This is a genomic window from Aeromonas oralensis (assembly GCF_049665575.1).
Classification (GTDB): Bacteria; Pseudomonadota; Gammaproteobacteria; order Enterobacterales; family Aeromonadaceae; genus Aeromonas; species Aeromonas hydrophila.
The window spans coordinates 145620-160044 of sequence record NZ_CP187186.1 but is presented as its reverse complement, the minus strand read 5'-3'; the positions used below and the strand labels follow the sequence as shown (position 1 = coordinate 160044).

General features: G+C 63.8%; 12 protein-coding genes. 6 read left to right on the top strand and 6 right to left on the bottom strand.

The genetic code is table 11. From position 1 onward, the window contains the following. The gene (secB, locus tag ACPDZI_RS00770) at positions 1-471 is read right to left on the bottom strand and encodes a protein-export chaperone SecB (protein WP_011704300.1); all 471 of its coding nucleotides are present in this window, start codon (positions 469-471) and stop codon (positions 1-3) included. Between the two features lie 47 nt (positions 472-518). Beyond that, positions 519-950, bottom strand: a complete 432-nt coding sequence (locus tag ACPDZI_RS00765) for a rhodanese-like domain-containing protein (RefSeq protein ID WP_411637813.1) — start codon at positions 948-950, stop codon at positions 519-521. Positions 951-1275: 325 nt separating this feature from the next. On the opposite strand from ACPDZI_RS00765, the gene gpmM reads away from it, so the two are divergent. Further along, on the top strand, positions 1276-2805 hold the full coding sequence (gpmM, locus tag ACPDZI_RS00760) for a 2,3-bisphosphoglycerate-independent phosphoglycerate mutase (protein ID WP_438833853.1): 1530 nt from the start codon (positions 1276-1278) through the stop codon (positions 2803-2805). 9 nt (positions 2806-2814) lie between these two features. Next, positions 2815-4164: a murein hydrolase activator EnvC gene (gene envC / locus ACPDZI_RS00755; protein WP_438833852.1), complete on the top strand. Its 1350-nt coding sequence runs from the start codon at positions 2815-2817 to the stop codon at positions 4162-4164. An 89-nt stretch (positions 4165-4253) separates the two neighbouring features. Here envC and ACPDZI_RS00750 read toward each other — a convergent pair whose 3' ends face one another. Further along, positions 4254-4904 (bottom strand): Qnr family pentapeptide repeat protein, encoded by a 651-nt coding sequence (locus ACPDZI_RS00750; protein ID WP_076362579.1) that lies wholly within the window; start codon positions 4902-4904, stop codon positions 4254-4256. Positions 4905-4994: 90 nt separating this feature from the next. Here ACPDZI_RS00750 and ACPDZI_RS00745 point away from each other — a divergent pair, with 90 nt between their 5' ends. Next, positions 4995-6002 (top strand): substrate-binding domain-containing protein, encoded by a 1008-nt coding sequence (locus ACPDZI_RS00745; protein WP_076362580.1) that lies wholly within the window; start codon positions 4995-4997, stop codon positions 6000-6002. A gap of 97 nt (positions 6003-6099) precedes the next feature. Here ACPDZI_RS00745 and ACPDZI_RS00740 read toward each other — a convergent pair whose 3' ends face one another. The 3 genes from ACPDZI_RS00740 to ACPDZI_RS00730 are packed head-to-tail and all read right to left on the bottom strand — an operon-like array spanning position 6100 to position 9064. After that, positions 6100-6741 carry a bifunctional 4-hydroxy-2-oxoglutarate aldolase/2-dehydro-3-deoxy-phosphogluconate aldolase gene (locus ACPDZI_RS00740; protein ID WP_438833851.1) on the bottom strand — a complete coding sequence of 214 codons (642 nt, stop codon included), beginning with the start codon at positions 6739-6741 and terminating at the stop codon, positions 6100-6102. A gap of 20 nt (positions 6742-6761) precedes the next feature. Continuing rightward, the gene (edd, locus tag ACPDZI_RS00735; RefSeq protein ID WP_438833850.1) at positions 6762-8558 is read right to left on the bottom strand and encodes a phosphogluconate dehydratase; all 1797 of its coding nucleotides are present in this window, start codon (positions 8556-8558) and stop codon (positions 6762-6764) included. Next, positions 8555-9064: a gluconokinase gene (locus ACPDZI_RS00730; protein WP_005307862.1), complete on the bottom strand. Its 510-nt coding sequence runs from the start codon at positions 9062-9064 to the stop codon at positions 8555-8557. The genes edd and ACPDZI_RS00730 overlap by 4 nt, the downstream gene beginning before the upstream one ends. A gap of 245 nt (positions 9065-9309) precedes the next feature. Between ACPDZI_RS00730 and gntU the strand changes: the two genes are divergently transcribed. The 3 genes from gntU (at position 9310) to recG (ending at position 14395) form a co-directional block, all read left to right on the top strand. Continuing rightward, the gene (gene gntU, locus ACPDZI_RS00725) at positions 9310-10650 is read left to right on the top strand and encodes a gluconate transporter (protein WP_076362583.1); all 1341 of its coding nucleotides are present in this window, start codon (positions 9310-9312) and stop codon (positions 10648-10650) included. 146 nt (positions 10651-10796) lie between these two features. Continuing rightward, positions 10797-12146: a CDP-diacylglycerol--serine O-phosphatidyltransferase gene (pssA, locus tag ACPDZI_RS00720; RefSeq protein WP_016349097.1), complete on the top strand. Its 1350-nt coding sequence runs from the start codon at positions 10797-10799 to the stop codon at positions 12144-12146. Between the two features lie 179 nt (positions 12147-12325). Continuing rightward, positions 12326-14395, top strand: coding sequence for an ATP-dependent DNA helicase RecG (gene recG, locus ACPDZI_RS00715; protein ID WP_438833849.1), 2070 nt, complete (start codon positions 12326-12328; stop codon positions 14393-14395). Positions 14396-14425: the final 30 nt, after the last annotated feature.

The following is a 14425-nucleotide window of genomic DNA, read 5'->3' as shown; positions in this document are numbered from 1 at the left end:
TCAGGCTTCCGCAGTCGCCTGCTGGGCCTGTGCCTGCGCCATGTGCTGGGCAAACAGGGCATCGAAGTTGACCGGTGCCAGGTTCAGCTGCGGGAAGGAACCCTTGCTCACCAGGTTGGACACCGCTTCACGGGCATACGGGAACAGGATGTTCGGGCAGAAAGCAGCCAGGCAGTGAGCCAGTTGCGGCTCCGGCAGGTTGCCGATGGTGAAGATACCGGCTTGCTGAACTTCACACAGGAAGGCAGTTTCGGTTTCCAGCTTGCAGGTCACTGTCAGGGTCAGTACCACTTCATAGACGCTGTCGGCCAGGATGTTGGTCTTGGTGTCCATGTCCAGCTTGACGTCCGGCTGCCACTCTTTCTGGAAGATGTGCGGGGTATTCGGCGCTTCGAAAGAGACGTCCTTGGTATAGACGCGCTGGATGTGGAATTCCGGTTGTACTTCCTGGTTGTTGATCTCTTCAGCCATTTTGTTTGATTCCTTTTTATGAAAATAGGTGGGCGCAGGCCCTTAAATCAGCGTTTTTTGGTCACCGGCAGATTCTCTGCACGCCACTGGGCCATGCCACCGTTGAGCACATACACCTGCTTGAAGCCGGCTTTGCTCAATTGGCGACCCGCGCCACCAGCGGTCATCCCCGACTCGCACACCACTATGATGGGGGCATCTTTATGCTTTTCAACCGGGCCCAGATTATTGCTCTGGATCTGGCTGAGCGGCAGATGCTGGGCACCGGCCAGATGGCCCTTGGCAAACTCTTCCTGACTGCGAATATCCACCACGGTGGCGTTTTCACGGTTGATCAGCAGGGTTGCGGTGTGGTTGTTCACCGCCTTCACCGGAGAAAAACGAGCACGCACCGTGGTGTAAACCAGGGTGCCTGCCAGGCCGAACCAGGCTGCGGTCAGCAGCGGGTTGCGGGCCGCAAAATCCAAATACTCTTGCATCTTCTACTATCCAGGGACCAAGACAAGTGCCCGAGTATACATGGGGACCCAGCCAAGATCAGCCATCTTGGCGGCAAAGCGGGAGCGGGCTCCCACCAGACGGGGACGGGGGAAAGCGGCGGCATAAAAAGTGGCATTCAGCCCGCTGCGGCGAGGATTCGTCGAGTGGTGCGACAAGCCGGCGACAAAGAAGAAACAGCTCGGCAACAGCGTGCGGCCCCCGCCGGACTGGGCTTGGCTATCAGGTGACTATTTCGGCAGATGTAGTAATATTACGCTAGTTTCACTTCCCGCAATTCATTCCTATCCGAGAGGACATAGCCTTATGTCAACAGCTAAGAAACCTTTGGTTCTGGTCATCATGGACGGTTGGGGCTACAGCACCAAGCAAGAGCACAACGCCGTCGCTGCCGCCAAGACTCCCAACCTCGACCGTCTCGCCCGTGACTACACCAGCACCCTGATCTCCGGCTCCGGCCTGGACGTGGGTCTGCCGGATGGTCAGATGGGGAACTCCGAAGTGGGCCACGTCAACATCGGCGCCGGTCGCATCGTCTATCAGGAACTGACCCGCATCTCCAAAGACATTCAGGACGGCGACTTCTTCCAGAACGTCGAGCTGGCCAAGGCTGTCGACGCTGCCGTGACCAAGGGCAAGGCCGTACACATCATGGGCCTGATGTCCCCGGGTGGCGTCCACAGCCACGAAGAACACATCATGGGCATGATCGAAATGGCCGCTAAACGTGGCGCCGAGCAGATCTACTTCCACGCCTTCCTGGATGGCCGTGACGTGCCGCCGCGCTCCGCTCAGTCCTCCATCGAGCAGTTCGATGCCCTGTTCGCCCGCCTGGGCAAGGGTCGTTTCGCCTCCATGATCGGCCGTTACTACGCCATGGACCGCGACAATCGCTGGGATCGCGTGCAGCAAGCCTATGACCTGATGACTCAGGGCAAGGGCGAGTTCACCGCCGACAGCGCCAGCGAAGCCCTGGCCGCCGCCTACGCCCGTGACGAGAACGACGAATTCGTCAAAGCCACCCGCATCGGTGCCACCGTCCCCATGCAGGATGGCGATGCGCTGATCTTCATGAACTTCCGTGCCGACCGTGCCCGCGAGATCACCCGCGCCTTCGTTGACAGCGACTTCACCGGCTTCGCCCGCACCGCCACCCCGGCGCTGAATTTCGTGATGCTGACCGAATACGCGGCCGACATCAAAACCGCCTGTGCCTACCCGCCGACCGCGCTGGTCAACACCCTGGGTGAATGGCTGGCCAAGCAGGGCAAGACCCAGCTGCGCATCTCCGAAACCGAGAAGTACGCCCACGTCACCTTCTTCTTCAACGGCGGCGAAGAGGCCTGCTTCACTGGCGAAGATCGCGAGATCGTCGCCAGCCCGAAAGTAGCCACCTACGACCTGCAGCCGGAGATGAGCTCCGAAGAGCTGACCGACAAGCTGGTCGGCGCCATCAAGAGCGGCAAGTACGACGTCATCATCTGCAACTACCCGAACGGCGACATGGTCGGCCACACCGGCGTGTTCGACGCCGCGGTCAAGGCCTGTGAAGCGGTCGACCACTGCATCGGTCGCGTCACCGACGCCCTGGCCGAAGTGGGTGGCGAGTGCCTGATCACCGCCGACCACGGCAACGCCGAGAAGATGCTGGACGAAGAGACCGGTCAGGCCCACACCGCCCACACCAACCTGCCGGTTCCGCTCATCTATTTCGGTCGCAAGGCCGAGGTGGCTGAAGGCGGCAAATTGTCCGATCTGGCCCCCACCATGCTGACCCTGATGGGTCTGCCGGTACCGCCGGAAATGACTGGCAAGCCCCTGATGATTCTGAAATAATCCTTCCCCATGCGGGGATGCGAAGTTATTTCAACCAAAACCAGTCGCGTCGGCCTGTTGGCCGGCGCGCTGTTTTTTTGTCTGTCGTTCGGGCCGACCACGGCCCGGGCTGCCAACCAGCAGCTCGGTGCCATGCAGTCCCAGATCAAGGAAAAACAGCAGACCATCAAGCTCAGCAAGCAGGAGCTTGCCAAGCTCAACACCCAGCTCAAGGCTGATGAGCAGGCCATCTCGGCCGCCGCCGCCAAGCTCGAGCAGACCAAACAGCAGCTCAGAGAAAACCAGCAGAAACTGGTGGGGCTGCAGCAGGACAAGCTGGATCTGGAACAGCAGGCCAGCCATCAGAAGCAATTGCTGGCCAAGCAGGCCGAGAGCGCCTTCACCGCCGGCAACCACGATTACCTCAAACTGCTGCTCAATCAGCAGGATCCGGCCAAACTGAGCCGCTCGCTCGACTACTACGACTACCTCAACAAGGCTCGCATCGAAGCCATCGAGGCGCTGCGTGCCACCCGCACCAAGCTGGCCAAAAACCAGCAGGCAACCAAAGAGACCGAAAGCCGGCTGCAAAGCCTGCTGAGCGAACAGCAACAGCATCACCAGAGCCTGCTGGCCAGCCAGCAGAGCCGCGCCAAAGTGCGCAACCAGCTGCAGCAATCGGTTCAGGATGACGAGCAGAAGCTGAGCAAGCTGGTCAAGGCGGAAAAAACCTTGAAGGCCCGGCTGGAAGAGCTGCGCCGCCAGCGGGAAGAACAGGAGCGACGCGAACGGGCCGAGCGGGAACGCCTCGCTAAACTGAAAGCAGAGCAGGAGCGGCAGCGCAAGCTGGCAGAGCAGCGCCGTGCCGAACAACAGAGGCTCGCTGCCCAACAGAACAAGGCAGCCCAGCAACAGCAGCCGACCGAGGAAGTGGCCAGCAGCAAACCCGAGCGAGGTTCGGGAATCAGCAGCGCCGGCTATTACAGCGGGCTCAAGACCAACGGCAGCCTGCGCTGGCCGGTGCAGGGCCCCATTCTCATCGCCTACGGCTCGCCGCGCACCGCCGAACTGAAGTGGAAAGGCACCCTGATCGGCGCCAGTGAAGGTACCCAGGTCAAGGCGGTGGCGCCGGGCCAGGTGGTCTATGCCGACTGGCTCGACGGCTTCGGCATGCTGCTGGTGATCGATCACGGCCGCGGCTACATGAGCCTCTACGGTCACAACCAGTCGCTGCTGCGCCAGGTGGGCCAGAACGTGGAACAGGGTGAACCGGTGGCGCTGGTCGGCGACAGCGGCGGCCAGGACAGGCCCGGCCTCTACTTCGAGATCCGCTATCAGGGCGAGGCGATCAACCCCACCAAGTGGCTGGCCAAGCGCTGATCACCGCCACCCTGCCATCCAGAAAAGCCTGCATCATGCAGGCTTTTCTGGATGGCAGATGACGAAAACTTACTTCTTTTCCTGCCGGCTCAGGGGAAGACGATCAGCCCGATCTGCTCCAGCAAGGCCTGCTGCTGATCTTCGTTGATCTGCACCCCGTCCAGATTGACCCGCCGCAGATCCAGCCCCGGCAGATCGCACTGGCGCAGGTCACAACCCTGCAGGTTGACGCTGGCCCAGTCTATTTGGCCAAACTCGGAACCGCTGAGATCGGAGCCCGCCAGCGAGGCACCGAACAGGTTGGCCCCCTGCCAGCGATTGCCGCTCAATTCGCATTGCTCCAGCAGGCACCCTTCGAAATTGGCGTAACTGAAGTTGTTGCCGGTCAGGTGCGCCTCGCAGAAGTAGCTCTTGGCGGTGATCTGGTTGGCAAAGCTGGCACGGGAGAAGTTGATCCCCAGCGCCTGACAGTCGCGCAGCTCCAGCCCCAGACATTGGCTTTGGCTGCAGTCGGCCATGGTGAGATCGCAGCGCAGAAAGCTGGCCTCGCGCAGGTCGCAACCCTGCAGCAAACAGCTCTGCTCGCTCTCCCTGTCATAGAAGCTGCAGTCGACGAAGCGGCATTCGGCCAGATCGAGCCAGGAGAAGTTGCAGCCGATGAAACGGCAACCCTGGAACTGCTCCCCCTCCAGGTCTTGCTGCTCGAAGCGCACGCCCTCGAAGCACTTGTCCTTGATCATCCCGCGACTCCCCCTGTTGATGGCGTCATATGCTGACTTTGTTAAACAAAAACGGTAATGTTACGTGTAACATTTTTGCCGGATCCCGAGATGAACGACACCCGCAAGCGCCGCCCCACCCTGCAGGACATAGCCGACCTGACCGGGGTCACCAAGATGACTGTCAGTCGCTACCTGCGCGACCCGCAGGCCGTGGCCGAGGGCACCCGCGAGCGGATCGCCGCCGCGGTGGAGGAGCTCGGCTACATTCCCAACCGGGCGCCGGACATTCTCTCCAACGCCACCAGCAAAGCGATCGGTATCCTGATCCCCTCCCTCTCCAACCAGGTCTTCTCCGCCGTGGTGCACGGCATCGAATCGGTGACCCGGCCAGCCGGCTACCAGACCCTGCTGGCCCACTACGGCTACAGCCCGGATCGGGAAGAGGAGCAGGTCGCTTCCCTGCTCTCCTATCACGTGGATGGGCTGATCCTCTCCGACAGCCAGCACACCGAGCGCACTCGCAAGATGATCGCCACCGCCGGCATCCCAGTGGTGGAGACCATGGATCTGCCGCAGAGCCCCATCGACATGGTGGTCGGCATGGATCACCGGGCAGCCGCCCGGGCCATGGTAACAGAGATGCTGCGCCGGGGCCGACGCAAGCTGGTCTACCTCGGCGCGCGGCTCGACGTGCGCACCCAGCTGCGCATGGAAGGCTACTACCAGGCGATGCAGGATTTCGGCCTGAGCGGCCAGCACCTGCTGACCGAGCAATCCTCCAGCTTCACCCTCGGCGGCCAGCTGCTGGAGCAGGCGCTGGTGCGTTATCCCGATCTGGACGGCCTGTTCTGCACCAACGATGACTTGGCGGTGGGCGCCCTGCTGCAGTGTCAGGCCAAGTGGATACCCGTGCCCCAGCAGATCGCCATCGCCGGCAGCAACGCCCTCGACATCGGCCACGCCATGACCCCCAAGCTGGCCAGTATCGTCACGCCGCGCAAGGAGATCGGCCGTGCGGCCGCCACCATGCTGCTGGCCCGCCTCAACGGCCAGCCGCTGGCCGACACCCAGCTCGACATGGGCTTCTCCCTGTACGAGGGGGACAGCCTGGGCTGAGGCCCAGCTCCCCACCATGCAGCTAAAACAGAGCAGGCCACCCGAGGGTGGCCTGCTTGCTTGGCAAACGGAAGGTCCGGCTCACGCCGGCGTCAAATCAGGATACGACCAGAGCGACGGCTTCGCGGGAGAGGCGGGTCACCTCTTCCCAGTTACCGTTCTTGACGGCCTCGGCCGGTAGCATCCAGGAGCCGCCGACGGTGGCCACACATTTCAGCGCCAGGTAGTCGGCCACGTTTTTCGGGCCGATGCCGCCGGTGGGGCAGAACTTCACCTGGGGCAGCGGCGCGGCGATGGCGGCCAGCGCCTTGGTGCCGCCGTTCGCTTCGGCCGGAAAGAATTTGAGGTGGTCATAGCCTGCTTCCAGCGCCTGCATCACCTCGGACGGGGTGGCCACGCCCGGGATCAGCGGCGCCGTGCTGTTGGTCGCGTGGGCCAGCAGGGCCGGGGTCATCCCCGGGGAGATGACGAAGCGAGCACCGGCAGCCACGGCGGCATCAAACTGCGCGCAGTTGAGCACGGTACCGGCACCGACCATGGCATCCGGCATCGCCTTGGCGATGAGGGCGATGGCCTCTAGTGCCACCGGGGTGCGCAAGGTGATCTCGAACACCGAGATGCCGCCGTCCAGCAGCGCCTTGGCCATCGGCAGGGCCTGATCCAGCTCGTTGATAACCATCACGGGTACCAGCGGGGAGGCGGCAAACACCTCGGCCGGGGTCACTTTCCAGTTCTGCATAGCTCTTCCTTAGTCAGCTCTTAATCAAAGATGGTGGCGCCGCACTCGGCGCTCGATACCGCGCGACGCATCACGCTGAACAGTTCACGGCCCCACCCCTCTTGTTCCAGGGTGAGGTCGATCTCGGCCTGGGTACGGCCACTCAAATCGGTCAGGCAGTCGAGGCTGCCGTTTACCGCGTCCACCCGCAGCAGGTCGCCATCGGCAAGCAGACCGATGGCCCCGCCATGCAGCGCTTCCGGGGTGACGTGGATGGCAGCCGGGATCTTGCCGGAGGCACCGGAGAGACGGCCGTCGGTGACCAGCGCCACCTTGTAACCGGCCTTCTGCAGGTTGCCGAGCACCGGCATCAGCTTGTGCAGCTCCGGCATGCCATTGGCGGCCGGGCCATTGTGGCGCACCACGATGACGGCATCCTGATTGAGATCGCCCGCCTTGTAGGCCGCCTCCACCGCGTGCTGGGAGGAGAAGACCCGCGCCGGGGCTTCAATCACCCGATACTCGGGAGCCACGGCGGAGACCTTGACCACGGCGCGGCCCAGATTGCCCGCCAGCAGCTTGGTGCCGCCGGTGGCCTGGAACCGGCTACCGGAAGGCGACAGCACGCTCGCATCGCCGCTCTCGCCCACCGGCTGCCATACCAGCTGGCCATCCACCAGTGCTGGACGGCTGAGGTAATCCTGCATCTCGCCAAACACCGGGGTGGCATCCATGTGGATCAGCCCCTCTTGCACCAGCCGGCGCATCAGGCCGGGAACGCCACCCGCCTGCTCGAAGGCGTTGACGTCGGCCGGGCCGTTCGGGTACATGCGCACCAACAGCGGCACCACGTCGGAGAGATCGCTGATGTCATCCCAGGTCAGGTGCAGGCCGGCGGCGCGGGCCAGCGCCACCATGTGGATGCTGTGGTTGGTGCTGCCGCCTGAGGCGAGCAGGGCCACCAGCCCGTTGACCAGCGAGCGCTCGTCGATCACCGCACTCAGGGGGCGATAGGCCGGGGAACCCGGGATCATGGCGCTGATGCGGCGGGCCGCCTCCTCGGTCAGGGCGCGGCGCAGCTCGCTGTGCGGGTGGACGAAGGCGGAGCCCGGCAGCATCAGGCCCATGGCCTCGAACACCAGCTGGTTGGTGTTGGCGGTGCCGTAGAAGGTGCAGGTGCCCGCCGCGTGGTAGGCGCCGCACTCCATCTGCAGCAGGGCGTCGCGGCCTACTTCGCCGGCGGCGTATTGCTGGCGCACCTTCACCTTCTCGTCGTTGCTGATGCCGCTCGCCATCGGGCCGGCCGGCACGAAGGCGGTGGGCAGATGGGCGTGGGAGAGCGCCCCCATGATCTGGCCCGGCGCTATCTTGTCGCAGATGCCGAGCAGCAGGGTGGCGTCAAAGGTGTTGTGGGATAGCGACAGCGCGGTCGCCTGGGCGATCAGATCGCGGGAAAACAAGGACATGTCCATCCCCGGCTGCCCCTGGGTCACGCCGTCGCACATGGCGGGCACGCCGCCGGCCACCTGGGCGCTGTGGCCCAGCCCGGCCAGCGCGGCCTTGATGATGTCCGGATAGCCCTGATAGGGCTGATGGGCGCTCAGCATGTCGTTGTAGGCGGTGACGATACCGACGTTGGCGCGGGTCATGTCGAGGATGCGCCCCTTCTCGTCACAGCTGGAGGCGGCCACGGCGTGGGCCAGGTTGCCACAGGCCAGCGCGGCGCGGGTCTTGCCCTGATCGGCCTGACGCTGGATGCGGGCCAGGAAGGCCTGGCGACGGGCGGCACTGCGCTCGCGAATGCGGGCGGTGACGCTGGAAATGACCTGATGGATCATTGGGCTTGCTCCAATGCTGTGACGGCGCGATCAACCACCTGTTCGAAGGTGCCGTCGATATCGATGTGGAATACACCGGCTTCGCCGTCCGGGCGCTCCAGGGTATCGAACTGACTTTGTACCATGCTTTCGCGCATGAAGTGGCCCTTGCGGGCCCGCATCCGCTCGAGGATCAGCGGCTGGCTGCCGTCGAGGAAGAGGAAGCTGACCGACTCGTTGCCTTCACGGATCTGGTCGCGATACTGCTTCTTGAGGGCCGAGCAGACGATGACGCCCACCTCGTTCTTCTGCTCCAGGCTGTAGGCCGCGTCGCGGATCCGCTCCAGCCAGGGGGCGCGATCCTCATCGTTGAGCGGGTTGCCGCCAGCCATCTTCTGAATGTTGGCCCTGGGGTGCAGATCATCACCGTCGATGAACTTGGCGCCCAGCACGCTAGCCACCTTGAGGCCCACGCTGGACTTGCCGCTACCACATACACCCATCACGATAATGCTCTTACCCGCCATTGTTTGACCTCTATCTCATTTTTCAAAAAACGTGCTGCCGATGGGTTCTAACTTAGCACGTTACCGGTAACATGTTACCGGTAACAACAAGAATTGTGAAGTCTGCCACAGACTGAGCGCACTCATAGTCACCTGGGCAATCGAGTTTGAGCCCTGGCCATAAATCTAAATAAATCATAAAGATATGGTCTGCCGACGGATCGGCAGGGTGTCGACACTGAACTTGGAACAAGGAATGCACAACAATGTCTGACCTCTCCCTGATCATGACGGCCGCCGGCTCCATCGTGCTGCTGCTCTTTCTGGTGATGAAGGCCCGCCTGCACGCGGTCGTCTCCCTCATCCTGGTCTCCATGGTGGCGGGGCTCGCCGCCGGCATGAACCCGGCCGACATCGCCGCCACCATCCAGAAAGGGATGGGCGGCACCCTCGGCTTCGTCGCCGTGGTGGTGGCACTGGGCGCCATGTTCGGCAAGGTGATGGAAGTCACCGGCGCCCTCGACCGGGTGGCCCACACCCTGCTCGGCAAGTTCGGCGTCAAGCGCGCCAACTGGGCCATGGCGCTGACCGGCTTCGTCTGCGCACTGCCGCTGTTCTTCGACGTGGCCGTGGTGCTGCTGATCGGCGTCGCCTTCGCCATCGTCCGCCGTGGTGGCGGCAGCGTGGTGAAGATCGGCATCGCCCTGCTGGCGGGCATCGCCACCTGCCAGGCCTTCCTGATCCCGGCGCCGGGCCCCATCCTGGTGGCATCCCAGCTGGGTGCCGACTTCGGCTACATGATCCTGTTCGGCCTGATCGCCGCCGTTCCGGCCCTGATCCTGGCCGGCCCGCTGTTTGGTGAGCTGATCAGCAAGGTAGTGGACGTGCCGCTGCCGGCCGATGCCCAGAGCAGCGCCCACGACGACGGCCAGAACCTGCCCTCCTTCGGGCTGGCCATGGGCCTCATCGGCCTGCCGCTACTGCTGATCGGTCTCAAGACCATCGTTGGCCGCTTCGTCGAGGCCGGCACACCCCTGCACGGCTGGCTGGAGTTCATCGGCCACCCCTTCACCGCCATCATGGTCGCCTGCCTGGCCGCCTTCTACCTGCTGGGGATCCGTCGCGGCATGTCCCGTGACGAGGTGATGAACGTCTGCAACAGCGCCATCCAGCCGGCCGGCGTCATCATCCTGGTGACCGGTGCCGGTGGCGTGTTCAAGCAGATCCTGGTGGATTCCGGTGTCGGTGCCGCCCTTGGCAACATGCTGGCAGACTCCGGCCTGCCCATCGTCGCGCTGGCCTTCATCCTGGCGGCCGCGGTGCGGGTCATTCAGGGCTCCGCCACCGTCGCCATGCTGACCGCCTGCGGTCTGGTGCTGCCGATGCTGGAGCCGCTCGGCCTCAGCGGCGCCCAGCTGGCGGCGGTCACCATCGCCATCGGCGGCGGGGCCATCGTGCTCTCCCACGTCAATGACTCCGGCTTCTGGCTGGCCAACCGCTACCTCGGCCTCACCGAGAAGCAGACCCTGCAGACCTGGACCGTGATGGAGACCATCATAGGCACCACCGGCGGCGTGATGGCGATGATCATCTACAGCTTCCTCTGATCGCAACCGTGCGGAAAAAGGCCTCCAATGTGAGGCCTTTTTCATCTTTATGACGATTCTTTCTTTGGCTAACAGGGCGAGATTGCTAGAATCGCCTATCCATCGCTCCGAGTGGAACGCTTAACGCAGTGATTTCAGGTTTCTCTATGCATTCATCGGCACATTATCGACAGCTGCTGGCGCGCCTGCCCCAGATCGCCGTCGCCGCAGACCAGTTTGAAGTGCTCAACAGCGCCAAGGACTTCAAGAGCCGGATCCTTTCGCTCATCGCCAGCGCGCGTCAGCGCATCTATCTGGTGGCGCTCTATCTGCAGGATGACGAGGCGGGACGGGAGATCCTCTCCGCCCTCTACGCCGCCAAGCAGCGCAACCCGGCCCTCGACGTCAAGGTGTTCGTCGACTTCCACCGTGCCCAGCGCGGCCTGATCGGCAAGGGCAAGCAAGGCGGCAACCACCTGATGTATCAGGAGATGGCTGCCCGCCACGAGCACCAGATCGCCATCTACGGCGTGCCGGTGAAAGGACGTGAACTGCTCGGCGTGCTGCACCTCAAGGGCTTCATCTTCGATGACACCCTGCTCTACTCCGGCGCCAGTCTCAACGACATCTACCTGCACCAGCAGGATCGCTACCGTTTCGACCGCTATCACCAGATCACCAGCCCGGAGCTGACCCGCAGCATGGTCAACTATGTGGATGACCTGTTCCTGCGCAGCGAGGCGGTGCAGCGGCTGGATCGCACCGACATCCCCAGCGCCAAGCAGCTGAAGGGGCCGATCCGCCGCTTCAAGCACAACCTGCGCCTCGGTCAGTACCGCTTCGACACCATGCCGGTCAACAGCCAGGAGGTGGCCATCACCCCGATGAGCGGCCTGGGCAAGCGTGGCAACCAGCTCAACAAGATGATCCGTACCCTGGTGCGGGCCACCGAGCGGGAGATCTTCATCTGCACCCCCTACTTCAACCCGCCCAAGGAGTTGAACAAGGATATCGAGGCCCTGCTCAAGCGCGGCTGCAAGGTGACCATCGTGGTGGGCGACAAGACCGCCAACGACTTCTTCATTCCGCCGGAAGAGAAGTTTTCCACCATCGGCGGTCTGCCCTATCTGTACGAGACCAACCTGCGCAAGTTCGCCGAGCGCAACCAGCATCACATCGATGCCGGCCGTCTCAACCTGATGCTCTGGTGCTGCGAGCGCAACTCCTACCACCTCAAGGGGATTTTCGTGGATGACGAGTGGGCCCTGCTCACCGGCAACAACCTCAATCCCCGCGCCTGGGCGCTGGATCTGGAGAACGGCCTGCTGGTCTACGATCGCCGTCACCTGCTGCGGCCCCAGTTCAACGCCGAGCGCGAGAACATCCTGGCCAACACCAAGCGCATCAGCCACTTTGATCAGATCGAGCAGATCCAGGACTACCCGGATCAGGTACGCAAGCTGCTGGCCCGGATCCACAGGGTCAAGGCCCATATCCTGCTCAAGCGCATCATCTGACCGGCGCGCATCGCGCCCTCGGGGATCCTCACAAGGGCCTGCCGCACATCGGCAGGCCCTTGTCATTGGGGGCGCCGCTGCCCACCAACCGAGCCCCAACCGCACGACGCGGCTTGCGTCGAGACAGCAATAAACCCTATCATCTGGACATATTTACAGTGTTTTCGGGCATCTAATTGATGAAATTGGATAAAATCTCCCTCGACAGCCTCAAGGGCGTCGGCAGCAAGATGCAGGAAAAGCTCGAGCGGCTGGGGCTGGCCACGGTGCAGGATCTGCTGTTCCACCTCCCCCTGCGCTACGAGGACCGCACCCAGGTGTGGCCCATCGGCGATCTGCCGCCCGGCCTGCACGGCGCCGTCGAAGGGGAGATCCAGGACACTCAGCTGGTGATGGGGCGTCGCCGCATGCTGGTCTGCCGCATCAGCGACGGCACCGGCACCCTCACCCTGCGCTTCTTCAACTTCACCGCCGCCCAGAAGAACAGCCTGAGCTCGGGCCGGCTGATGCGCTGCTTCGGCGAAGTGCGCCCCGGCAAGTACGGGCTGGAGATGGCCCACCCCGAGTACAAGCTGCTCGGCGAGGAGCAGGCCGGCCAGACCGAAGAGGCGCTCACCCCCGTCTACCCGACCACCGAGGGGCTGCGCCAGCTCACCCTGCGCAGCCTCACCGATCAGGCGCTGGCCCAGCTCGACCTCTACGGGGTAGAGGAGCTGCTGCCCGCCGGCCTCTATCCCCAGCAGATCGATCTGGCCGCGGCCCTGAAACTGCTGCACCGTCCGCCCCCCTCGGTGGCGCTGGCCCTGCTCGAGAGCGGCCAGCACCCGGCCCAGCAGAGGCTGGTGCTGGAAGAGCTGCTGGCCCACAACCTCTCGGTCTTGAAGGTGCGGGCCCAAGCACAAACCCAGCTGGCTCGCGCCCTCAAACCGGCGCCGGCGCTGGTAGAACAGCTGCTCGGCGCCCTGCCGTTCACCCCCACCGGCGCCCAGAACCGGGTGGTGGCGGAGATCGGCCGGGATCTGCAACAGAGCCATCCCATGATGCGGTTGGTGCAAGGGGACGTGGGCTCAGGCAAGACGCTGGTCGCGGCGCTGGCCGCCCTGCAGGCCATCGGCAACGGCTGTCAGGTGGGGCTGATGGCGCCGACCGAACTGCTGGCCGAACAGCACGCCATCAACTTCGCCAAGTGGCTGGCACCGCTCGGCATCGGAGTCGGCTGGCTGGCGGGCAAGCAGAAGGGCAAGGCACGAGAAGAAGCGCTGGCCGCCATCGCCGATGGCAGCGTCAAGATGGTGGTGGGTACCCACGCCATCTTCCAGGAGCAGGTGGTGTTCCAGCGCCTCGCCCTGGTCATCATCGACGAACAACACAGATTCGGCGTGCATCAGCGGCTCGCCCTGCGGAAAAAAGGGGAGCGGGAAGGGGTGCATCCCCATCAGCTCATCATGACCGCCACCCCCATCCCCCGTACTCTGGCGATGACCGCCTATGCCGACCTCGATACTTCCATCATCGACGAGCTGCCACCGGGCCGCACCCCTATCACCACAGTGGCGCTGCCGGACAGCCGCCGCCAGGACGTGATCGAACGGGTCAGACTGGCCTGCGAGGAGGGCAAGCAGGCCTACTGGGTCTGCACCCTGATCGAGGAGTCGGAGGTGCTGGAGTGCCAGGCCGCCGAGGACACCGCCGCCGAGCTGCAGAACCTGCTGCCCGGCCTGCACATCGGGCTGGTGCACGGCCGGATGCGGCCGGTCGAGAAACAGCGGGTGATGGAGGAGTTCAAGGCGGGCATACTGCAACTGCTGGTCGCCACTACCGTCATCGAGGTGGGGGTGGACGTGCCCAATGCCAGCCTGATGATCATCGAAAACCCGGAGCGACTGGGGCTGGCGCAGCTGCACCAGCTGCGTGGCCGGGTCGGGCGTGGCTCGGTGGCCTCCCACTGCGTGCTGCTCTATCATGCCCCCTTGTCCAAGACGGCCCAGAGCCGGCTCGGGGTGCTGCGGGAGACCAACGACGGCTTCCTCATCGCCCAGCGGGATCTGGAACTGCGCGGCCCGGGCGAGCTGCTCGGCACCCGCCAGACCGGGCTGGCTGACCTCAAGATCGCCGATCTGGTACGGGATCAGCCGCTCATCCCGCAGGTGCAGAAGATGGCGCGCTTCCTGATGGACCGCCATCCGAGCCATGTCGAACCCTTGATACGACGCTGGCTCGGCCTGCGGGACCACTACTCCAATGCCTGACCAAGCAACAGAAACAGGAGGAAAGCACTG